Origin of the sequence: Streptomyces sp. M-16 (assembly GCF_052114405.1) — a bacterium.
In the GTDB taxonomy this organism is placed as follows: Bacteria; Actinomycetota; Actinomycetes; order Streptomycetales; family Streptomycetaceae; genus Streptomyces.
The window spans coordinates 64,306-82,288 of sequence record NZ_JBFRER010000032.1 but is presented as its reverse complement, the minus strand read 5'-3'; the positions used below and the strand labels follow the sequence as shown (position 1 = coordinate 82,288).

At 74.6% G+C, this 17,983-nt stretch carries 14 protein-coding genes; 5 read left to right on the top strand and 9 right to left on the bottom strand.

Annotated elements, in window-relative coordinates:
- The first annotated feature begins 31 nt into the window (after window positions 1-31).
- The gene (locus AB4039_RS17360; RefSeq protein ID WP_266837564.1) at window positions 32-1,219 is read left to right on the top strand and encodes an exonuclease SbcCD subunit D; all 1,188 of its coding nucleotides are present in this window, start codon (window positions 32-34) and stop codon (window positions 1,217-1,219) included.
- A complete protein-coding gene (locus AB4039_RS17355; RefSeq protein WP_442271132.1) occupies window positions 1,216-4,227 on the top strand; it encodes an AAA family ATPase in 3,012 nt (1,003 codons plus the stop codon). Before AB4039_RS17360 ends, AB4039_RS17355 begins: the two co-directional genes overlap by 4 nt.
- Here the strand turns inward: AB4039_RS17355 and AB4039_RS17350 are convergent.
- The gene (locus tag AB4039_RS17350; RefSeq protein WP_266837560.1) at window positions 4,217-4,663 is read right to left on the bottom strand and encodes an Lrp/AsnC family transcriptional regulator; all 447 of its coding nucleotides are present in this window, start codon (window positions 4,661-4,663) and stop codon (window positions 4,217-4,219) included. The two genes, AB4039_RS17355 and AB4039_RS17350, sit on opposite strands and share 11 nt — an antisense overlap.
- A 95-nt stretch (window positions 4,664-4,758) precedes the next feature.
- Between AB4039_RS17350 and AB4039_RS17345 the strand changes: the two genes are divergently transcribed.
- Entirely contained in the window at window positions 4,759-5,289 is a 531-nt protein-coding gene (locus AB4039_RS17345) for a rhodanese-like domain-containing protein (protein WP_266837558.1), read from the top strand.
- 93 nt (window positions 5,290-5,382) lie between these two features.
- Here the strand turns inward: AB4039_RS17345 and AB4039_RS17340 are convergent, their stop codons facing one another.
- The 4 genes from AB4039_RS17340 to AB4039_RS17325 form a co-directional block, all read right to left on the bottom strand.
- The gene (locus AB4039_RS17340; RefSeq protein WP_266837556.1) at window positions 5,383-7,092 is read right to left on the bottom strand and encodes a DUF885 domain-containing protein; all 1,710 of its coding nucleotides are present in this window, start codon (window positions 7,090-7,092) and stop codon (window positions 5,383-5,385) included.
- 279 nt (window positions 7,093-7,371) lie between these two features.
- On the bottom strand, window positions 7,372-8,805 hold the full coding sequence (locus AB4039_RS17335; protein ID WP_442271131.1) for a GNAT family N-acetyltransferase: 1,434 nt from the start codon (window positions 8,803-8,805) through the stop codon (window positions 7,372-7,374).
- A 121-nt stretch (window positions 8,806-8,926) separates the two neighbouring features.
- Window positions 8,927-10,525 (bottom strand): alkaline phosphatase D family protein, encoded by a 1,599-nt coding sequence (locus tag AB4039_RS17330; RefSeq protein ID WP_442271130.1) that lies wholly within the window; start codon window positions 10,523-10,525, stop codon window positions 8,927-8,929.
- Window positions 10,526-10,632: 107 nt separating this feature from the next.
- Window positions 10,633-11,490: an alpha/beta fold hydrolase gene (locus tag AB4039_RS17325; RefSeq protein WP_266837552.1), complete on the bottom strand. Its 858-nt coding sequence runs from the start codon at window positions 11,488-11,490 to the stop codon at window positions 10,633-10,635.
- A 341-nt stretch (window positions 11,491-11,831) separates the two neighbouring features.
- Between AB4039_RS17325 and AB4039_RS17320 the strand changes: the two genes are divergently transcribed.
- Window positions 11,832-12,584 (top strand): GntR family transcriptional regulator, encoded by a 753-nt coding sequence (locus AB4039_RS17320; RefSeq protein ID WP_266837550.1) that lies wholly within the window; start codon window positions 11,832-11,834, stop codon window positions 12,582-12,584.
- Window positions 12,585-12,704: 120 nt separating this feature from the next.
- Here AB4039_RS17320 and AB4039_RS17315 read toward each other — a convergent pair whose 3' ends face one another.
- A complete protein-coding gene (locus AB4039_RS17315; protein ID WP_266837548.1) occupies window positions 12,705-13,991 on the bottom strand; it encodes an MFS transporter in 1,287 nt (428 codons plus the stop codon).
- 57 nt (window positions 13,992-14,048) lie between these two features.
- Window positions 14,049-14,756: an NUDIX domain-containing protein gene (locus AB4039_RS17310; RefSeq protein WP_442271129.1), complete on the bottom strand. Its 708-nt coding sequence runs from the start codon at window positions 14,754-14,756 to the stop codon at window positions 14,049-14,051.
- Between the two features lie 84 nt (window positions 14,757-14,840).
- On the opposite strand from AB4039_RS17310, the gene AB4039_RS17305 reads away from it, so the two are divergent.
- Entirely contained in the window at window positions 14,841-15,599 is a 759-nt protein-coding gene (locus AB4039_RS17305) for a DeoR/GlpR family DNA-binding transcription regulator (RefSeq protein WP_266837544.1), read from the top strand.
- 475 nt (window positions 15,600-16,074) lie between these two features.
- On the opposite strand, the gene AB4039_RS17300 is transcribed toward AB4039_RS17305, so the two are convergent.
- Window positions 16,075-17,229 (bottom strand): ROK family transcriptional regulator, encoded by a 1,155-nt coding sequence (locus tag AB4039_RS17300; RefSeq protein ID WP_266837542.1) that lies wholly within the window; start codon window positions 17,227-17,229, stop codon window positions 16,075-16,077.
- A gap of 101 nt (window positions 17,230-17,330) precedes the next feature.
- Window positions 17,331-17,981: a response regulator transcription factor gene (locus AB4039_RS17295; protein WP_266837540.1), complete on the bottom strand. Its 651-nt coding sequence runs from the start codon at window positions 17,979-17,981 to the stop codon at window positions 17,331-17,333.
- Window positions 17,982-17,983 lie beyond the last annotated feature (2 nt).

Here is a 17,983-nt window from a genome sequence, read left to right as displayed (position 1 = left end):
GGAGAGCAAGCGTGCGGGTCGGAGCGGTCGAGTGAAGTTCCTGCACACCTCCGACTGGCACCTGGGCCGGTCCTTCCACCGCGTGAACCTGCTCGGCGCCCAGGCCGCCTTCGTCGACCACCTCGTCGAGACGGTCCGTGAGCACCGGGTCGACGCCGTCCTCGTCTCCGGGGACGTCTACGACCGCGCCGTTCCCCCGCTGCCCGCCGTCGAGCTCTACGACCGGGCGCTGCACCGGCTCGCCGACCTCGGCGTGCCGACGGTGATGATCTCCGGGAACCACGACTCCGCCCGCCGCCTCGGGGTCGGCGCCGGGCTGATCGGGCGGGCCGGGATCCACCTCAGGACCGACCCGGCCGGCTGCGCCGACCCCGTGGTGCTGGCCGACGTACACGGTGACGTGGCCCTCTACGGGCTGCCGTACCTGGAACCCGCCCTGGTCAAGGACGAGTTCGGCGCGCCGAAGGTCAGTCACGAGGCCGTGCTGGGCGCGGCCATGGACCGGATCCGGGCCGACCTCGCCGGCCGGGCCGCGGGCACCCGCTCCGTGGTCCTCGCCCACGCCTTCGTCACCGGCGGGCAGGCCAGCGACAGCGAGCGCGACATCGCCGTCGGCGGGGTCGAGGCCGTGCCCGCGGCCGTCTTCGACGGGATCGACTACGCCGCCCTCGGCCACCTCCACGGCTGCCAGACGATCAACGAACGGGTCCGCTACTCCGGTTCCCCGCTGGCCTACTCCTTCTCCGAGGCCGACCACCGCAAGACCATGTGGCTGGTCGAGCTCGGTCCGGCGGGGGAGGTCACCGCCGAGCGGATCGACACCCCGGTCCCGCGCCCGCTCGCCCGGCTGCGCGGCCGCCTGGAGGACCTCCTGGCCGATCCCGCGCTGGCCGCCCGCGAGGACAGCTGGGTCGAGGCCACCCTCACCGACCCGGTCCGACCCGAGGACCCCATGGCCCGGCTCGCCACCCGCTTCCCCCACACCCTCAGCCTCGCCTTCGACCCCGAAGGCCGCGAGGAGGACGGCGCGGCCTCCTACGCCCAGCGCCTGAAGGGCCGCAGCGACCAGGAGATCGCCGAGGACTTCGTCGCCCACGTGCGCGGCGGGGGCGGAGCCGACGAGGCCGAGCGGACCGTGCTGCGCGCCGCCTTCGACGAGGTGCGCGTCCAGGCCTCCCGCGAGGACCGCGCGGAACACCGTCAGGAGAGCGCCCGATGAGGCTGCACCGGCTCGAAGTGACGGCCTTCGGCCCCTTCGCCGAACCCCAGCGGATCGACTTCGACGCCCTCTCCGGCGCCGGGATCTTCCTGCTGCACGGACCCACCGGCGCCGGCAAGACCTCCGTCCTCGACGCCGTCTGCTACGCCCTCTACGGATCCGTGCCCGGCTCCCGCCAGGCCCCCGGCACCACCCTGCGCAGCGACCACGCGGCCCCCGACACCCCCACCGCGGTCACCCTCGAACTCACCGTGGGCGGGCGGCGCCTGGAGATCACCCGGCGCCCCGAGCAGGACCGCCCCAAGAAGCGCGGCTCCGGCACCACCAAGGACAAGGCGCAGAGCCTGCTGCGCGAGCACACCGGGGAGGGCTGGACGGCCCTGAGCCGCTCCCACCAGGAGATCGCCGAGGAGATCGAACAGCTCCTCGGCATGAGCCGCGAGCAGTTCTGCCAGGTGGTGCTGTTGCCGCAGGGGGAGTTCGCCCAGTTCCTGCGGGCCGGCGCCGAAGCCCGCGGCCGACTGCTCGGACGGCTCTTCGACACCCGTCGCTTCGCCGCCGTCGAGACCCTCCTCGCCGACCGCCGCCGGGCCGCCGAGGCCAAGGTGCGGGCCGGCGACGAGAAGGTGCTCGCCGCCGCCCAGCGGCTCGCCCAGGCCGCCGGCGACTGCGGCGACCTGCGGGCCTGGCCGCTGCCCGCGCTCCAGCCGGGCGACCCCGGCCTCGCCGCGGCCGTCCGGGCCTGGGCGGCCGTCGCCCGCTGCTCCGCCCGGGAACGGCTCACCGTCGCCGAGTACGCGCTGGCCGCCGTCGAGGGACGCCACCACGCGGCGCGGCGCGCCGCCGAAGAGGCCCGGGAGCTCGACCGGCTCCAGCGCCGCCACGCCGAGACCGCCCGCCGGGCCGCCCTGCTCCGGGCCGCCGGGCCGGAGCGCGAGCGGGTACGGGACCTCCTGGACCGGGCCCGCCGGGGCGCCCTCGTGGCCCCCGCCCTTGAGCTGCGCGGAGCCGCCGCCGCGGCCCACCTCACCGCCGCGCACGCCGAGAGCCTCGCCCGGGCCGCCCTCCCGCCGGCCCTCGCCGAAGCCGGCACCGAGCAGCTGGCCACCGTCGAGCAGCGGCTGCGCGAGGACCTCGGCGCGGTCGGCGCCGCCCAGCGGGCGGAACAGCGCAGTGCCCAGATCGGCCGTGAGCGCGCCACCCTGGAGCGGGAGTCGCGGGACGCCGAGGAGCAGCACCGGGAGTCCGCCGACTGGCTCGCCCGCTGGGACGCCACCCGGACCGCTCTGCAGGACCGGGTCGACGCCGCGCAGCAGGCCGCCACGCTGGCCGAGCAGCTGGCGGGGCGCCTGGAGCCCGCCCGGATGCAGCTGACCGCCGCCCGGCGGCGGGACGCCCTCGCCGCCGACGCCGAAGCCGTCCGCGGCGAACTGCTCTCCGTGCGCGAGGAGTCGTCTGCGGCCCGCGAGCGCTGGCTGGAGCTCAAGGAGGCCCGGCTGCGCGGCATCGCCGCCGAACTGGCCGCGGCCCTCACCGCCGGGGAGCCCTGTGCCGTGTGCGGGTCGGCGGAGCACCCCGCGCCCGCCCGGCCGGCCCCCGGGCACGTCGACCGGGCCGCCGAGGACGCCGCCCACGTCCGCTTCGAGGCGGCCGAGGAGCGCAGGGCCGCCGTCGAAAGCAGGCTCGCCGCCGTGCGCGAGGCCGAGGCCGAGGCAGCCTCCGCGGCCGGAGCGTCCGGCACCGCGGAACTCCTCGCCCTCACCGCCGATCTGAGCGCCCGTCATGCCGCCGCCCACGCGGACGCCGCCGGACTGCACACCGCCCGCGAGCGCCTCGCCCGCGCCGAACGGGAGCACGACGCGCGCAGCTCGGACCGGCTCGACGCCGAGCGCCGGGCCGCGGCCAGGGCTTCCCGGCGCGAGGCCCTGGACCGGGAACAGGCCTCCCTGGAAGCCGAACTGGTCCTCGTACGGGGCGACTCGCCCAGCGTCGCCGCCCGCGCCCGCACCCTGGAGGACCGGATCCGGATGGTCACCGGCGCCGCCGCCTCGCTGCGCCGGGCCGAAGTCACCGCCGCACGGCTGAAGGAGGCCGACGACCAGCTGGCCGACGCCGCCTTCAAGGCCGGGTTCGACACCGTGGAGGCGGCGGCCGACGCGGTCCTGCCGGAGTACGAGCGCACCGCCCTCCAGCACCGGACGGACACCTGGCAGGCCGAGGAGGCGATGCTCGCCGAGCGGGCCGCCGAAGGGGACACGGCCGCCGCCGCCGGCCTGCCCCCGGCCGACCCGCACACCGCGGAGGCCGCCGAGGAACGCGCCGCGGCCCGGCTGCGGGCCGCGGCCTCGGCCGTCGACGCCGCCCGCGTGCGCTGCGCCGAACTGGACCGGCTCTCCCGCCAGGCCGAGCAGGAGCTGCGCGCCCTGGGCCCGCTGCGCGAGGCGTACGAGCGCGTGGCCCGCCTCGCCGGGCTCACCGCGGGCACCTCCGCCGACAACGAACGCAAGATGCGGCTGGAGGCGTACGTCCTGGCCGCGCGGCTGGAGCAGGTCGCCGCCGCCGCCACGGTCCGGCTGCTGCGCATGTCCGGCGGGCGCTACACCCTCGTCCACTCCGACGCCCGCGCGGGCGGACGCGGCCGCTCCGGCCTGGGTCTGCACGTGGTGGACGCCTGGACCGGCAGCGAGCGCGACACCGCAACCCTCTCGGGCGGCGAGACCTTCTTCGCCTCCCTCGCCCTCGCCCTCGGCCTGGCCGACGTGGTCACCGACGAGGCCGGCGGGATGCGCCTGGACACCCTCTTCATCGACGAGGGCTTCGGCAGCCTCGACGACCAGGCGCTGGACGAGGTGCTGGACGTACTGGACTCGCTGCGCGAACGGGACCGCAGCGTCGGCATCGTCAGCCACGTGGGCGACCTGCGCACCCGGGTCCAGGCCCAGCTGGAGATCGTCAAGCAGCGCGGCGGCTCGGTGGTGCGCCACCGCACGGCGGGGGTCACGGACTGAGCGGTCGCCGGGACAGCGGGGACGAGTAGACGATGCTCGTGGTGACCGGCCCCAGTCCCGCGATCCGGCCCGTGACCTCCTCCAGGTGCGCCATGGAGCGGGCGGCCACCTTGAGGACGAAGCAGTCGTCGCCGGTCACGTGGTGGGCCTCCAGGATCTCGGTGGTGGCGTCCAGGAAGTCGTGGAACGGCTTGTAGTTCCCGTGCGGATAGCGCAGCCGCACCAGCGCCAGGACGGCCTTGCCGAGCTTCTCGTGGTCGACCACGGCCGTGTAGCCGGTGATGATCCCGGCCTCCTCCAGGCGGCGGACGCGCTCGGTGACGGCGCTCGCGGACATGGAGACGGTACGGGCCAGCTCGGTGAAGCTGGCGCGGCCGTCCTGCTGGAGGGCCGCCAGGATCCGCCAGTCGGTGGCGTCGGGGGAATAGTCGGTCATGTTTGCAGGTCTAGCAGTGGAATCCCCGGGAGAACAAGGGAAAGGCCGGGGAAATCCACTTCCCCGCGCTATCGACAGTTCGTAGATTTTCAGCCATGACGACGAACGCGCAGCTCACCGACACGCCCACCGCCCCCTCCCCCGCCACGGTCAACCCCGTGCTCCGGGTCCCCGCGGCCAGCCCGGCGGCCGCCGCCGCGTACTTCGCCGCGAGCCTGGCCTTCCACGCGGACGTGTCCGACGTCGCCACCGCCTTCAAGGCCCACCGCGAACAGGGCGCCGAGCTGGGCTTCCAGCTGGTCGACTCGCGCTCCACCCCCTCCTGGGACCAGGCCCACGTGCCCGGTGCGATCCACCTGCCCACCGCCCTGATCCCGGAGCAGGCCGAGCGGCTCCTCGACCGGAACGTGCCCGTCGTGACGTACTGCTGGGGCCCCGGCTGCAACGGCGGCACCCGTTCCGCCCTGGCCCTGGCCGAAATGGGCTTCCAGGTCAAGGAGATGCTCGGCGGCATCGAGTACTGGATCCGCGAGGGCTTCGAGGTCGAGACCTGGCAGGGCACCGAGCAGCGCGCCGGGGCCGACCCGCTGACCGCCCCCACCGACTCCGACGACTGCGGCTGCTGAACCGCGGCGCGGGCGCGGCCGTCCGTACGGCGACGGGCCGCCCGATCCCCCCGGGGGGAACGGACGGCCCGTCGCCGTGCGCGGCCCGCGCGGTCAGAGCTTCGAGAGCTCGTCCACCAGGTCGTCCAGACCCAGCGAGCCCTGCGACAGCGCGGCCATGTGCCACGCCTTCAGGTCGAAGGACTCGCCGTGCGCGGCGCGGGCGTTGTCGCGGCCCAGCAGCCAGGCGCGCTCGCCCAGCTTGTACCCGATCGCCTGTCCCGGCATCGACAGGTAGCGGGTCAGCTCGCTCTCGATGAACTCCGCCGGCCGGCCGCTGTGCAGGCCGAAGAACTCCTGCGCCAGCCCGACCGTCCACCGCTCGCCCGGGTGGAACGGGGAGTCCGCCGGGATCTCCAGCCCCAGGTGCATGCCGATGTCCACGATCACCCGCGCGGCGCGCATCATCTGGCAGTCCAGGTAGCCCAGGCGCTGCTCGGCGTCCTTGAGGTAGCCCAGCTCGTCCATCAGGCGCTCCGCGTACAGCGCCCAGCCCTCGGCGTTCGCGCTGACCAGGCCCACGCTCGCCTGGTAGCGCGACAGCTGGTCTGCCACGTGGGTCCACTGCGCGAGCTGCAGGTGGTGGCCCGGCACGCCCTCGTGGTACCAGGTGGAGACCAGGTCGTATACGGGGAAGCGGGTCTGCCCCATGGTCGGCAGCCAGGTGCGGCCCGGACGGGAGAAGTCCTCCGACGGGTTGGTGTAGTACGGCGCCGCCGCGCCGCCCGCCGGGGCGATCATCGACTCGACGCGCTTGACCCGGTCGGCGAGTTCGAAGTGGGTGCCGTCGAGGTTCTCGATGGCTTCGTCCATCAGGCCCTGGAGCCAGTTCCGGACCTCGTCGACGCCCTCGATGTGCGTGCCGTGCCGGTCCAGGTGCCGCAGCGCGTCCCACGGGTCCGGGGCGCCGGGCAGGATCTTGGCGGCCTCCTCCTTCATCTCCGCGAGCAGCCGGTGGTATTCCGACCAGCCGTAGGCGTACGCCTCGTCCAGGTCCAGGTCGGTGCCGTTGAAGTAGCGCGACCAGCGGGCGTAGCGCTCGCGGCCCACCGGGTCGGGGGCGTCCGCGACGGCCGGGGCGTACACGTCGCGCATCCAGTCGCGCAGTTCGGCGACGGCCGCGGTCGCGGCGGCGGCCGCCTCGTCCAGCTCCGCGCGCAGGGACTCCGGTCCGGCGGCGGCGAACGTGCCGAAGAAGTCCCCGGTTCCGTCCGCGCCCTCGCCGGCCCAGGTGGTGAGCTGCTCGACGAAGGTGGCTGCGGGGCGCGGGCTGCCGTACAGCCCGCGCTCCAGGCCGAGGGCGAGGCTCTCGCGGTAGCCGGCGTAGCTGGCCGGCACGGCGCGCAGCCGCTCGGCGATCGCGGCCCAGTCCTCTTCGGTGTCCGCCGGGGTCACGGTGAAGATCTCGCGGACGGAGTGCGCGGGGGAGTGGATGTTGCTGACGGCGCGCAGGTCCTCGTCGGCCTCGTGGACCGCGAGTTCGGCGTTCAGCCGCTCGCGCAGCAGGCGGGCGCAGCGCCGCTCGGCGTCGGTGTCGGCGCCGGGCAGCCGCTCGGCGGCGTCGAGCCGGGCGAGGGTGGTGCGCGACAGCTCGGCGGCGGCGGCGCGGCCGGCGGGGGAGTAGTCCGGCAGCCTGCCGGAGCTGGCGGCGACACCGAGGTAGGTGCCCGTGATCGGGTCGATGGCGATGAGGTCGTCGACGTAGGCGTCGGCGACCTGACGGGGCAGACGGGCTGCGCTGTCGCTGTGGAGGGTCTCTGACATGCGGCCATCTTCGTACGAGGGAGCCCCCTACGTCATCACCGTACTAGCCCAGCCTCCTGTCGGAGCCGTCCCCGCCGGGGCGGGGCGGTCCTCCGCGAGGGCCGGACCACCGTACGCGCGGGGCCACTTCGGGCCGGTGGCGCGAGCCGCGGTGCGGCGGGACGCCGGGGGCGCCGGCCGGGTCCCGCCGGGTCCGCGCCCCAGCGCCGCCCGATCCCGGGTCGAGCGCGGCCCCAGGACGGCTGCGGGCCCGGCCGGTGTCCGTCCGGGCCCGCGGGCTCAGCGCTGGTGCCGGGGCCGTGCCTCGTACGGGGCCTGCGCGCGCGGGAGTTCGTAGGGCAGCCGCGTGGGGACCGGGGTCGCGTCCAGCCGGGCCGTGATCACCAGGGTGCCCTCCTCGATCTGGTAGTCGAGGGGGAGCCCGAGACCGCGCATGGCGGCGACCATCCCGGTGTTGGCGGCCTGGGTCACCGCGTAGACGCTGTCGCAGCCCGCCTCGACGGCCATCGCCAGCAGTCGGCGCAGGAGTTCGGAGCCGATGCCGCGGCGCTGCCAGTCGTCCTCGATGAGCAGCGCCACCTCGGTCTCGTCGCCGTCCCACAGCAGGTGGCCGAGGGCGACGAGCTTGCCGGAGGCGGTGGTGGCGGCGAGGGTGCGGCCGAAGCGGGGGCTGAGCAGGTGGCCCAGGTAGCGGTCCGCGTCGGAGACCGGGCCGTGGTAGCGCAGGCCGAGCGTGCGCTCGGTGCAGCGGTCGTGCATCGCGCGGGCGGCCGCGAGGTCGTCGCMGTCGGCGCGGCGCACGGTGATCTCGTTGCCCTCGGGCAGCGTCAGGACGTCCTGGCTGCGCGGGACGCGGGGGCCGAGGCGGGCGTCGAGCTCGACGAGGGCCCGGGCGCGGGCGAACTCGGTCGGGGTGAAGGGCAGGTAGGGCCGCTCGACGGTGATCGCGCCGCCCGACGGGTCGCGCAGCCGCATCACGGTCGCCTCCAGGACCCCCTCGACGGGGGCGTCGGCGCCCGCGTTGGGGCGGCCGGAGAGGGTGGTCGCCGGGATCGAGTGGATGGTGCAGCGGCCGAGCAGGTGGCGCAGCGCGAGCGGGAGTTCGGCGGCGTCCAGGGCGGTGCGGGTGGCCAGGCCGAGTACCCGGGTGGGGGTGTCCACCAGGTCGTGGGCGTCGGCGCGTTCGATCCAGGTGCTGTGGCCACCGGCCCGCGCGACGGAGCGGGTGAGCTCGCCGGAGGCCAGGTCCTGCGGGGCGCGCAGCAGGAACTCGTCCACCGTGCCGCCCTCGGGGAGGGGGTGGGTCTGCAGGTTCAGGATGTCGACGCGGTTTCCGGCGAGCGCGGTGCACAGCGCCGCCAGGCTGCCGGGCTCGTCGCGCACGGTCGTCCGCATCCGCCACAGGGAGGTGCCGGCGCCGGTGTTCGACGGCCCGGCCGCCGCGCGCGGCGCCGGACCGGAGGACGCGGTGTCGGCCGGGGGCGGCGCATGGCTGTGCCGGCGGGCCCACCAGGTGTGGAAGGCCGCCGTGACCAGGAGCGCGACGGCCGAGGCCACCAGCAGGACGGGGCCTCCGGGGCCGTGGGCGACGAGGTTCGCGATGCCGTCGGCGACCGCCACGGCGCAGAAGAGGGCGGCGAGTTCGACGAGGTCACGGCGCCAGTGGTGGCGGTGCGGACGCGGGGCTGCGGAGGCGGGGGTACGGTCAGTCATGCACACCACTGTGGCTCAGGGGTGTTGCGTGATCACGAACGATCTGTGACCGACTGGTTAAGTGTCGATCTGGCCGGTTTCTTCCAGTTTTCAGGCGGATTTCCGATGGAGTCGCCTGCGGTCACTCCTGTCCCACGCGACCCGGCTGGAGAACCCGGGTGAAGAGTACGCCGCCCCCCTGGCGGCGCAACCGGACCGTGAGCTCCCCGCTGCCGCCGTCGATCTCCACCTCACCGTAGTACGGGGGGTTCTCGGCCGGGGACATGTTGGGCACCGGAGCCGACTGGACGTAGGCCGTACGCGGGCCGAAGGTGGCGTCGAGTCGTCCTGCCGGGAAGCCGCCCGCGCCGATGGGGCCGGACACGAACTCCCAGAACGGCGCGAAGTCGGAGAAGGCCGCGCGCTCGGGCGCGTAGTGGTTGGCGGCCGTGTAGTGGACGTCTGCGGTGAGCCAGAGCGTGCCCGTGATGTGCTGGTGCTTGATGTGGCGCAGGAGGTCCGCGATCTGGAGCTCGCGCCCGAGCGGAGCCCCCGGGTCGCCCTGGGCGACCGCCTCGAAGTTCACCGCCCCGTCGGGGACGACGATGCCCAGCGGCATGTCGGCGGCGATGACCTTCCAGGTGGCACGGGAGCGGGAGAGTTCCCGCTTGAGCCAGGCGAGTTGTTCGGCGCCCAGGATGCCGACCGGGTCGTCGGTCTGGCGACCGGGGGAGTTGGCGTCGCGGTACGTGCGCATGTCCAGCACGAACACGTCCAGCAGCGGGCCGTGCCGCATCACCCGGTACATCCGCCCCTCGGCGCGCCCGCCCCGCAGGTCGGTGACCGGGAAGTACTCGCCGAAGGCCTGGCGGGCCCGGCCGGCGAGGGTGTCGACGTCCCTGACGGTGTAGCGGGGATCGTCGATCAGCTGGCCCGGGTACCAGTTGTTGCGCACCTCGTGGTCGTCCCACTGGGCCAGGACGGGGACCTGGGCGTAGAAGTCGCGCAGATTGCGATCGAGCAGGTTGTAGCGGAAGTTCCCGCGGAACTCGGTGAGGGTCTCGGCGACCTTCGCCTTCTCCTCGGTCGTGACGTTGTGCCAGATGCGTCCGTCGGGCAGCGGCACGGCGGCCTGGATCGGCCCGTCGGCGTAGATCGTGTCGCCGCTGAAGAGGAAGAAGTCGGGGTCGCGCAGCCGCATCTCCTCGAAGACGCGGTAGCCGCCGAGTTCGGGGTTGATGCCCCAGCCCTGGCCCGCCAGGTCGCCGGACCACAGGAAGCGCACGTCGCCGCGGCGGGAGACGGGCGTGGTGCGGAAGGCGCCGCGCACCGGCTCGCCGGAGCGGCGCGGGTCGTCCGGGTCGGTCAGCACGACCCGGTAGTGGATCTGCCGGCCGGGCGGCAGGTCGCGCAGGGTGGCCGTACCGGTGAAGTCGGTGGCCGGACCGAGGAACGGGCCGCCGTGGCGGCGCACCCCGTAGCGGAACGACTCGCTGGGGGAGGTCTCCACGTACATCCGCGCGGGGCGGTCCGAGCGCGTCCAGACGGTGGCGGAGCAGGAGGTGATCTCCCCGGACTGGGCCCCCCAGAGCGCCGCCGGCCGGCCGGAGCGGACGAAGGCGGGAGCCCCGGCCGAGGCGGCGAGGGCGGGTGCGGCGAACGCCGTGGACAGGGCGAGACCCAGCGGGACGGCGAGCGAACCGCCGAGCAGGGACCGTCGGGTGTGCGGCATCGGTGCCATCGGGGTCGTCTCCAGGGGGCGGCGGGGGCGGGCCGGACCAGTGTGCCGCCGCACACCGGACCGGCCGCGTCGCCCACGCGAACCGCGGATGAACAGCCGTCAGCCGCTCATGACCGCAGGGCGGTCGGGGCCGCGGCCCGTGCGGTGTCGAGGATCACGCGCGCCACCAGCGCCGGGTCGTCGTTCATCGGCACGTGACCGCAGCCCGGCAGCCGCACCAGCCGCGCCCCGGGGACGGTGTGCTTGGCGCGCACGCCCTGCCGGGGCAGGAGCAGCCGGTCGCGGGCCCCCCAGGCGATCGTGACGGGGATGCCCGGCACGTCGTCCGCGAACCGTACGCAGGCTCCCGCGGCCAGCGTCTCCTCGAAGCCGGTGGCGTCCCGCAGGGCGAGGGTCTCGGCGACCACGGCCCCGGGGGAACGGCGGCCCGGGCGGGCGTAGATGGTGCCGGTGAGCGCGGCCCGGCCGGGGGCGCTGCGCGACAGCCGCTCCAGGGCGGGGCCGGGCAGCGACCGCGCGCCGACGCGCATGGCGCGCAGGGCCGTGAAGGCGTACCGGCGCTCGCCCTCCGACCAGAACCCGGCCGGCGAGAGCGCGGTGACGGAGCGGACGAGGCCGCTGCGCCCCATCTCCAGCGCGAGCAGCCCGCCGAGGGAGTTCCCCGCGACGTGCGGGCGCTCGACGCCGAGGGCGGCGCAGAGCGCCCCCAGGGCCGGGGCGACGGTGGCGAGGTCGTAGGGCACCCCCGGCGGCAGCGGGGCGGAGGCGCCGAAGCCGGGCAGGTCGACGGCGATCACGTCGTGGTCGGCGGACAGGACGTGGCTCACCGGGTGCCACGCCTGGAAGTGGTGGCCGATGCCGTGCAGCAGGAGGAGCGGTTCCCCCGCGCCCTTGCGTTCGTAGGCGACGGTGGCGGGGCGGGGGCCGAGCGGCGAATCGATCGTGAACGAGACCGTGGCGGTCATGCTGCTCCTCGTCGGGTGGACGCGTGTGAGACAGGCCGTCAGTAACGACTGTGCCCATGATTACCGCCCGGTAGCCCCCGCCTACAAGACCTCCGGACGGGGGAAGGCCGAGGTGGAAGTCGGGATGAAGGGCGGGTGGGCAGCGAGAACATCCTGTGAACGGCTTGCTGCATATGCCCGATCTGCCCGGCAAAGCGGCGAGCATTGGTCTTGACCAAGGGGGTGCGCCGTCCTATCGTCGCAGGGATAGTGCAGGAACCTTTAATAAACAAGGGCACGGAACTGCGGTGCGGAACTGCCGCTCGAACACGGCGATAGCGGCGATTGCAGGAGGAGTCAGGGTGGGGACCACGCAGCTCGAATCGGTGCCGGAGCCGAAGTACTGGCACCTCAAGACCGTGCTCAGCGACGCGCTGGACCAGGACTTCGCGGTCGGCGAGGTCCTGCCGAACGAGCGTGAACTCGCCGCGCGTTTCGGCGTCGCCCGCGCCACCCTGCGTCAGGCCCTGGAGCAGCTCGAACTCGAAGGCCGACTGCAGCGCCGCCGCGGAGTCGGCACCACCGTCGCCCCGCCGCGGGTCGGCGTCGCCGTCGGCAGCACGCAGCACGGCTGGCCCGGCGAAGACGCCGACGGCTGGGAGGCCGTGGACGCCTCCGAGACCGTCCCCGCCGCCGCCGTCCTGAAGCTCCTCGGCACCGCCCCCGACCAGCCCGTGCACACCGTGCGCCGGACCCGGGTCACCCAGGGCCAGGCCGTCGCCGCCGAGCTGCTGTACGTGCCCGCCGCGTCCGTGCCCGGCCTCTCCGCCATCGACGCCCCCGCCGGACCCGCGCGGGCGCGCGCCGTCCTGCGGGAACTCCAGCGGCTCGCCCTCGACGGGCAGGACCGCTCGGTCGAGCTGGGCTCCGCCCGCGCCGACGACGCCAAGGAACTGGACCGGCTGCCCGGCGCCCCCGTGCTGCTCGTGACCACCCGCTACTTCACGACGGAGGGCACCGCCGCCGTCTCCGTGGCCACGTACCGCGCCGACACCTGCCGCCTGACCTTCGGCGACTCGGGTGTGGAGATCACCGAAACCCGGGCGGCCTCCTAACCGGTCCTTCCCCCGGAGCCCCCGGAGCCCCCGGAGCCTCGACGGCCGGCCTTCGAGCGCCCGGGGCTCCGGCCTCGCGCCGCGGGCGCCGGGACCGGGGACGCCAGCGCGCACGGAGAACTAGACGGTGTCGGGGAGCGGGGCCCCGTCGGGCCGGTCATGCGTCGCGCAGGCCGTTTCCGGGTTCGAGCGGCGGGTGCGTTCCGCCCACGCGGCCATCGGCGGCCCCGCCGCGCCCAGAGCCGCGAAGAACACGCCGAGCAGCAGCCAGCCCGCGTGTCCGAGTCCGAGTACCGCCGTCGTGAGCACCACCGGAGCCAGGGCCTGCCCCGCGTCGAAACCGACGCCGAAGAAGCCCTGGTACTGGCCCTGTGCGTGATCGGGGGCCAGACCGAAGCCGATCGCGAAGCCGCCCGAGGACTCCCACACCTCTCCGAGACTGTGGACGGTTACGGCGAGGACGGCGAGCCCTGGCGCGATCCAGACCGGAACGTCCGCGGTCAGGGCCATCAAGGGGCAGCTGACCAAGAAGAAGAGCCCCGCTAGGCGGAACGCCCGGCCGCCCTGGCGCGGCGTTTCCACCCGGGAGCCGATCCGGCTCTGGAGCAGCACGCACACCCCGCTGTTGACCGCGTAGACCGCCGCCACGGTCCAGCGGGGAGCGTCGGTGTGGGCGGAGAGCCAGATCGGCAGCAGCAGGGAAACGGTCTGGTACTGCAGGCCCATCGCGCTGTAGAGCGCGACGAAGGACACGAACGGCCGGTCGGACAGGACCGCCGCGCGATGGTGCTCCTCGGGCCGGGGCAGGGGCCGGTAGTTCGGGACCCCGCCCAGGGCGATCAGGCCGGCGCAGGCGAAGCTGGCGGCGTTGGCGAGGATGAGCACGGTGTACGCGGTGCGGGTGCCGGCCGAGACGGCGACGGCGGCACCGAGGGTGCCCAGGACCACGCCGAGGTTGACGAACGTGCGGAGCTTCGCCCTGAAGGCGGCCGGGCGTTCACCGCCGGCACGGGCGATGAGCGCACCGCCCGAGGCGCCGCCCGCCGTTGCCGCCAGCCGGTCCAGGGTGGCGATGAGCGTGAACGTGACCCAGTCGTGGATGAAGACGAACGCGGCCATCGTCGCGGCTTGCGTCGCGAGGGACGTCAGCCAGACCGTGCGCGGCCCGTACCGGTCGGCCAGGTTCCCGGCCGGGACCCCGGCCAGCAGCCCGACCAGCCCGGCGATCGTGAGGCCGACCCCGACCCGTGCGGCGGGCAGGTGCACCACCAGCGTGAAGTAGAGCACCGAGGCGGTGTTGAACAGCCCGTTGCCCACCCGACTGACGAAGCTCGCGAGGATCAGGGCGCGTTGCGGACCGCTGGGCGACAGCACGCCGGAAATCCGCTGACCGGGACTGCTCCTCATGATCATGACAGTCAGGCTAACAGCGCCCCGGCAGGCACCCTCCGCGCGCGCATGACCTCATACGGGATGCGTGGGCCGCCGGCCGCCCGCACGGCCCGCGGCGGTGGGGGCGAAGGGGCCGTCCAGGGCCGCCCATTGCAGGAGCAGGATGGTCTTGCCGTCGGCGATGCGGCCGTCACGGGTCATGGCAAGGGCTTGCGCGAAGGGCAGTTCGAGGACCTCGATGTCTTCGCCGTCCTCCTCGAGTCCGCCACCGGGCCCGGTCCGGTCGGCCGGGGTGTAGGGGGCGGCGAAGAAGTGGAGGCGTTCGGTGACGGATCCGGGGCTCATGTAGGCGTCGAGGACATGGGTGAGCGGGCCGAGCGCGACGCCGAGTTCCTCGGCGCTCTCACGCCGGATGGCGGTCGGCGGGTCGTCCGCGTCGAGCAGGCCCGCGGCCGCTTCGACGAGCATGCCGTCGGGGTGGTCGTTGACGTAGGCCGGGTAGCGGAACTGGCGGGTGAGCAGGACGCGGCCGCGTCCGGTGTCGTAGGGCAGGACGACGGCGCCGTTGCCGCGGTCGTAGGTCTCGCGCTGCTGGGTCTCCCAACGTCCGTCGCGCCGCCGGTGGTCGAAGGTGGTGCGGCGCAACACGTGCCAGCCCTGGGAGGTGAGCTCGACGTCGCGGACCACGACGTCGGGGTTACGGGCCAGGCCGCGTCCGGCCTGGTCGAGGCCGGTGCGGCCGCGATGGTCGGGGGTGTCGATGCCGGGGCGGCTTGTCACGCGCTCTCCTGGACGAGCATGGGCTTGTCGGTCATGGGGCGCTACGATACATGCAGAAACGTGCAAGAACAGGAGAGAATACGGATGCTGGCCGCTGAACGCCGTGACCACCTGCTGGGGCTGCTCGCCCGCGAGGGCAAGATCGTCGCCAAGGACGTCGCCGCCGAACTGGGGATCTCCGAGGACAGCGTGCGGCGCGATCTGCGCGATCTCGCGGCCGAGGGACTGTGCCAGCGGGTCTACGGAGGGGCGCTGCCCGCCTCCCCGGCCGTGGCGGACTACGCCGCCCGGCAGACCGTGGCTCCCGACGGCAAACGGAAGGTCGCCTCCGTGGCCGCCGGACTGGTGCGGCCGGGCAGCGCGCTGATCCTCGACGGCGGCACCACCGCCCTGGCCGTCGCCGCGGCGCTCCCGCGGGATCTGGCCTGCACCGTGATCACCCACAGTCCGACGATCGCCGCCGCCCTGCTCGGCCACCCGCAGGCCGAGCTCTTCCTCCTCGGCGGCCGCATCTTCAAGCACTCCGCGGTCGCCTGCGGCGCGGCCGCGGTCGAGGCCGCACAGAACGTCTCCGCCGATCTGTGCCTCCTCGGCGTCACCGGCGTGCACCCGGAAGCGGGACTGACCACCGGTGACGCCGAAGAGGCCGCGATGAAGCGCACCCTGGCCGCCCGCGCCGCGGACACCTACGTCCTCGCCTCGTCCGAGAAGATCGGCACGGCATCGCGGTTCCGCGTCCTGCCCTGGGAGAAGGTCAGCGGACTGATCACCGACGCCGACCCCCGTCACGCCGTCGTCAAGCAGCTCACGGCACTCGGCGTCAAGGTCCTGCCGGCCGGCTGACCGGCGCCCCCTGCCGAACGAGGGGGCACCGGCCGGCCAACGGGACAGCCAAGGGCACCGACCCACCGGCGCGCTTCACCGTCCACCAGCCGTCCACCGGGATCGACGATCGCTCCGTCGGCTCATGCGGACGAGGCCTGTCCGCCGACGGGCGGCCGGACCGACCCCCTGGGCGCCGGGCGGGCTGCTCTCCGGGCCCGGTGCCGACGGTGTCCGGCTGCTGTTCTGCCGCGCCGGACCGGGATCAGCCCCTCGGGACGGTTCCGGTCCGGGCCCGCGACCGGGCCGCGGGCCTTCGGGCCGCCCCGCACGGGGCCGGGCGCCGTCGCCCCGCGCGGACGGGCGGGGGAGCCCCAGCCCTGCGCTGCGGCAGTGTGYGGGCGGCGGTCCACCGGAGCGGCGTGGTCACYGGCGGGYGGCGGTCCACTGGGGCGGCGTGGTCACCGGCGGGCGGCGGTCCACCGGGGCGGCGTGGTCACCGGCGGGCGGTGACCGTCTTCTCCACCGCGAAGAGCTCTTCCTCCACGTGGTCCAGCGCCAGCCGCAAGGCCCCCGTCGCCACCGCCGCTTCGCCGAGCAGCGACAGCGCCACCCGCGGGGGCCGCAGGCAGTACCGCTCCAGTTCCCGCCGAAGCGGCTCCAGGACCCCGTCCAGGCCGGCCGCCCAGCCGCCGACCACCACCAGCTCCGGATCCATCGCCAGCACCAGCGCCGCCACGTCGTGCACCAGGCGCTGGATGAACCGCTCCACCGCGGCCACCGCCCGCTCGTCACCCCGCTTGGCCATGGCGAACACCTCCGCGACCGCCGGCTCGTCCAGCGGGTGCAGGGGCTCGCCCGTCGTGGACAGCAGCCGCTCCGGGGTGACCTCGCGGCCCAGGAGGTGCAGCGCACCGATCTCGCCCGCCGCACCGCCGAACCCGCGGTGCAGCCTGCCGCCGATCAGCGAGCCCGCACCGGGGCTCAGCCCGGCCATCACGAACACGATGTCGTCCGTGTCCCGCGCCGCACCCTTCCAATGCTCGGCGACCGCCGCCGCGTTGGCGTCGTTCTCCACCTGGACCGGGCACCGGAACGAGCGCCGCAGCCGGTCCCCGAGCGGCAGTCCCGTCCAGCCGGGCAGTGCCGTACCGAGGCGGACGGTGCCGTCCGCCTCCACGATCCCGGGGCTGCCCACGCCGACCGCCCGCAGGGAGTCCCGCGGCACGCCGGCCCGGCGCAGCAGATCGGCCACCGCGGCCCTGACCCGCTCCAGGCGCTCGTCGGCCGAAGCGGTCTCGGCGACCTCCTTCGTCCCGGCGCCGATCACCCGGCCGTCCAGCCCGGACAGCAGCACCGCGACCCGGTGCGAGCCGATCTCTATGCCCAGCAGATGCCCGGCCTCGGCACGGAAGCGGAACCTTCTCGCCGGCCGTCCCTGGCGGCGTGCGCCTTCCTCGGCCTCGGCCTCGACGACGAGCCCGGTGCCCATCAGCCCCTCCACGACCCCCTCGACGGTCGGCCGGGAGAGCCCGGTGACCCGGGTGAGGTCGGTGAGGGTCGGCGCTCGGGCCGCGCGCAGCGCCCGGAGCACCACGGCCGAATTGATCCGCCGGAGCAGAGAAGGATCCCCGCCGGTCAGCTGCCCCAACGTGTGTCCTCCCAGCTAGCGGCCCTGTCAGGCGGATCGTACTGCGCCCCCGGCGCCGCTGCGAGGACCGGTCCCCCCATCAGCCGGATCGCCCCCTCCCCTCAGGCCGGGGAGACGAACCCCGACTCGTACGCGGTGATCACCGCCTGGGTGCGGTCACGCGCCCCCAGCTTCCCCAGAATCGCGCTGACGTGTGACTTCACCGTCTCCGTGCCGACGAGCAGTTCCCCCGCGATCTCCACGTTGGTCAGGCCGCGCGCCATCAGCCGCAGCACCGCCTCCTCGCGGTCGGTGAGCGCGGCCCGCTTGAGCACCGCGCGCGCCCGCTGATTGCCGTACTCGGCGGCCAGGGCACGGACGGCCGAGGGGAAGAGCAGCGTCTCGCCCTCCGCCACCAGCCGCACCGCGTGGACGATCTCCGAGGGCCGGGCCCGCTTGAGCAGGAAACCGTCCGCTCCGGCGCGCAGTGCCTGGTACACGTACTCGTCGTTCTCGAAGGTGGTGACCACGAGGATCTTCGGCGGCGAGTCCACCGAGCGCAGGACCGCCCGGGTGGCTTCGATCCCGTCGAGCAGGGGCATCCGCACGTCCATCGCCACCACGTCCGGCCGCAGTTGGCGGACCAGGGGGATGACGGAGGCACCGTCCGCGGCTTCGCCCACCACCTCGATGTCGGGCTGGGCGTCCAGGACGGCGCGCAGACCCGCGCGCACCAGGGGTTCGTCGTCGACGAGCAGTACGGTAACCGGCATTC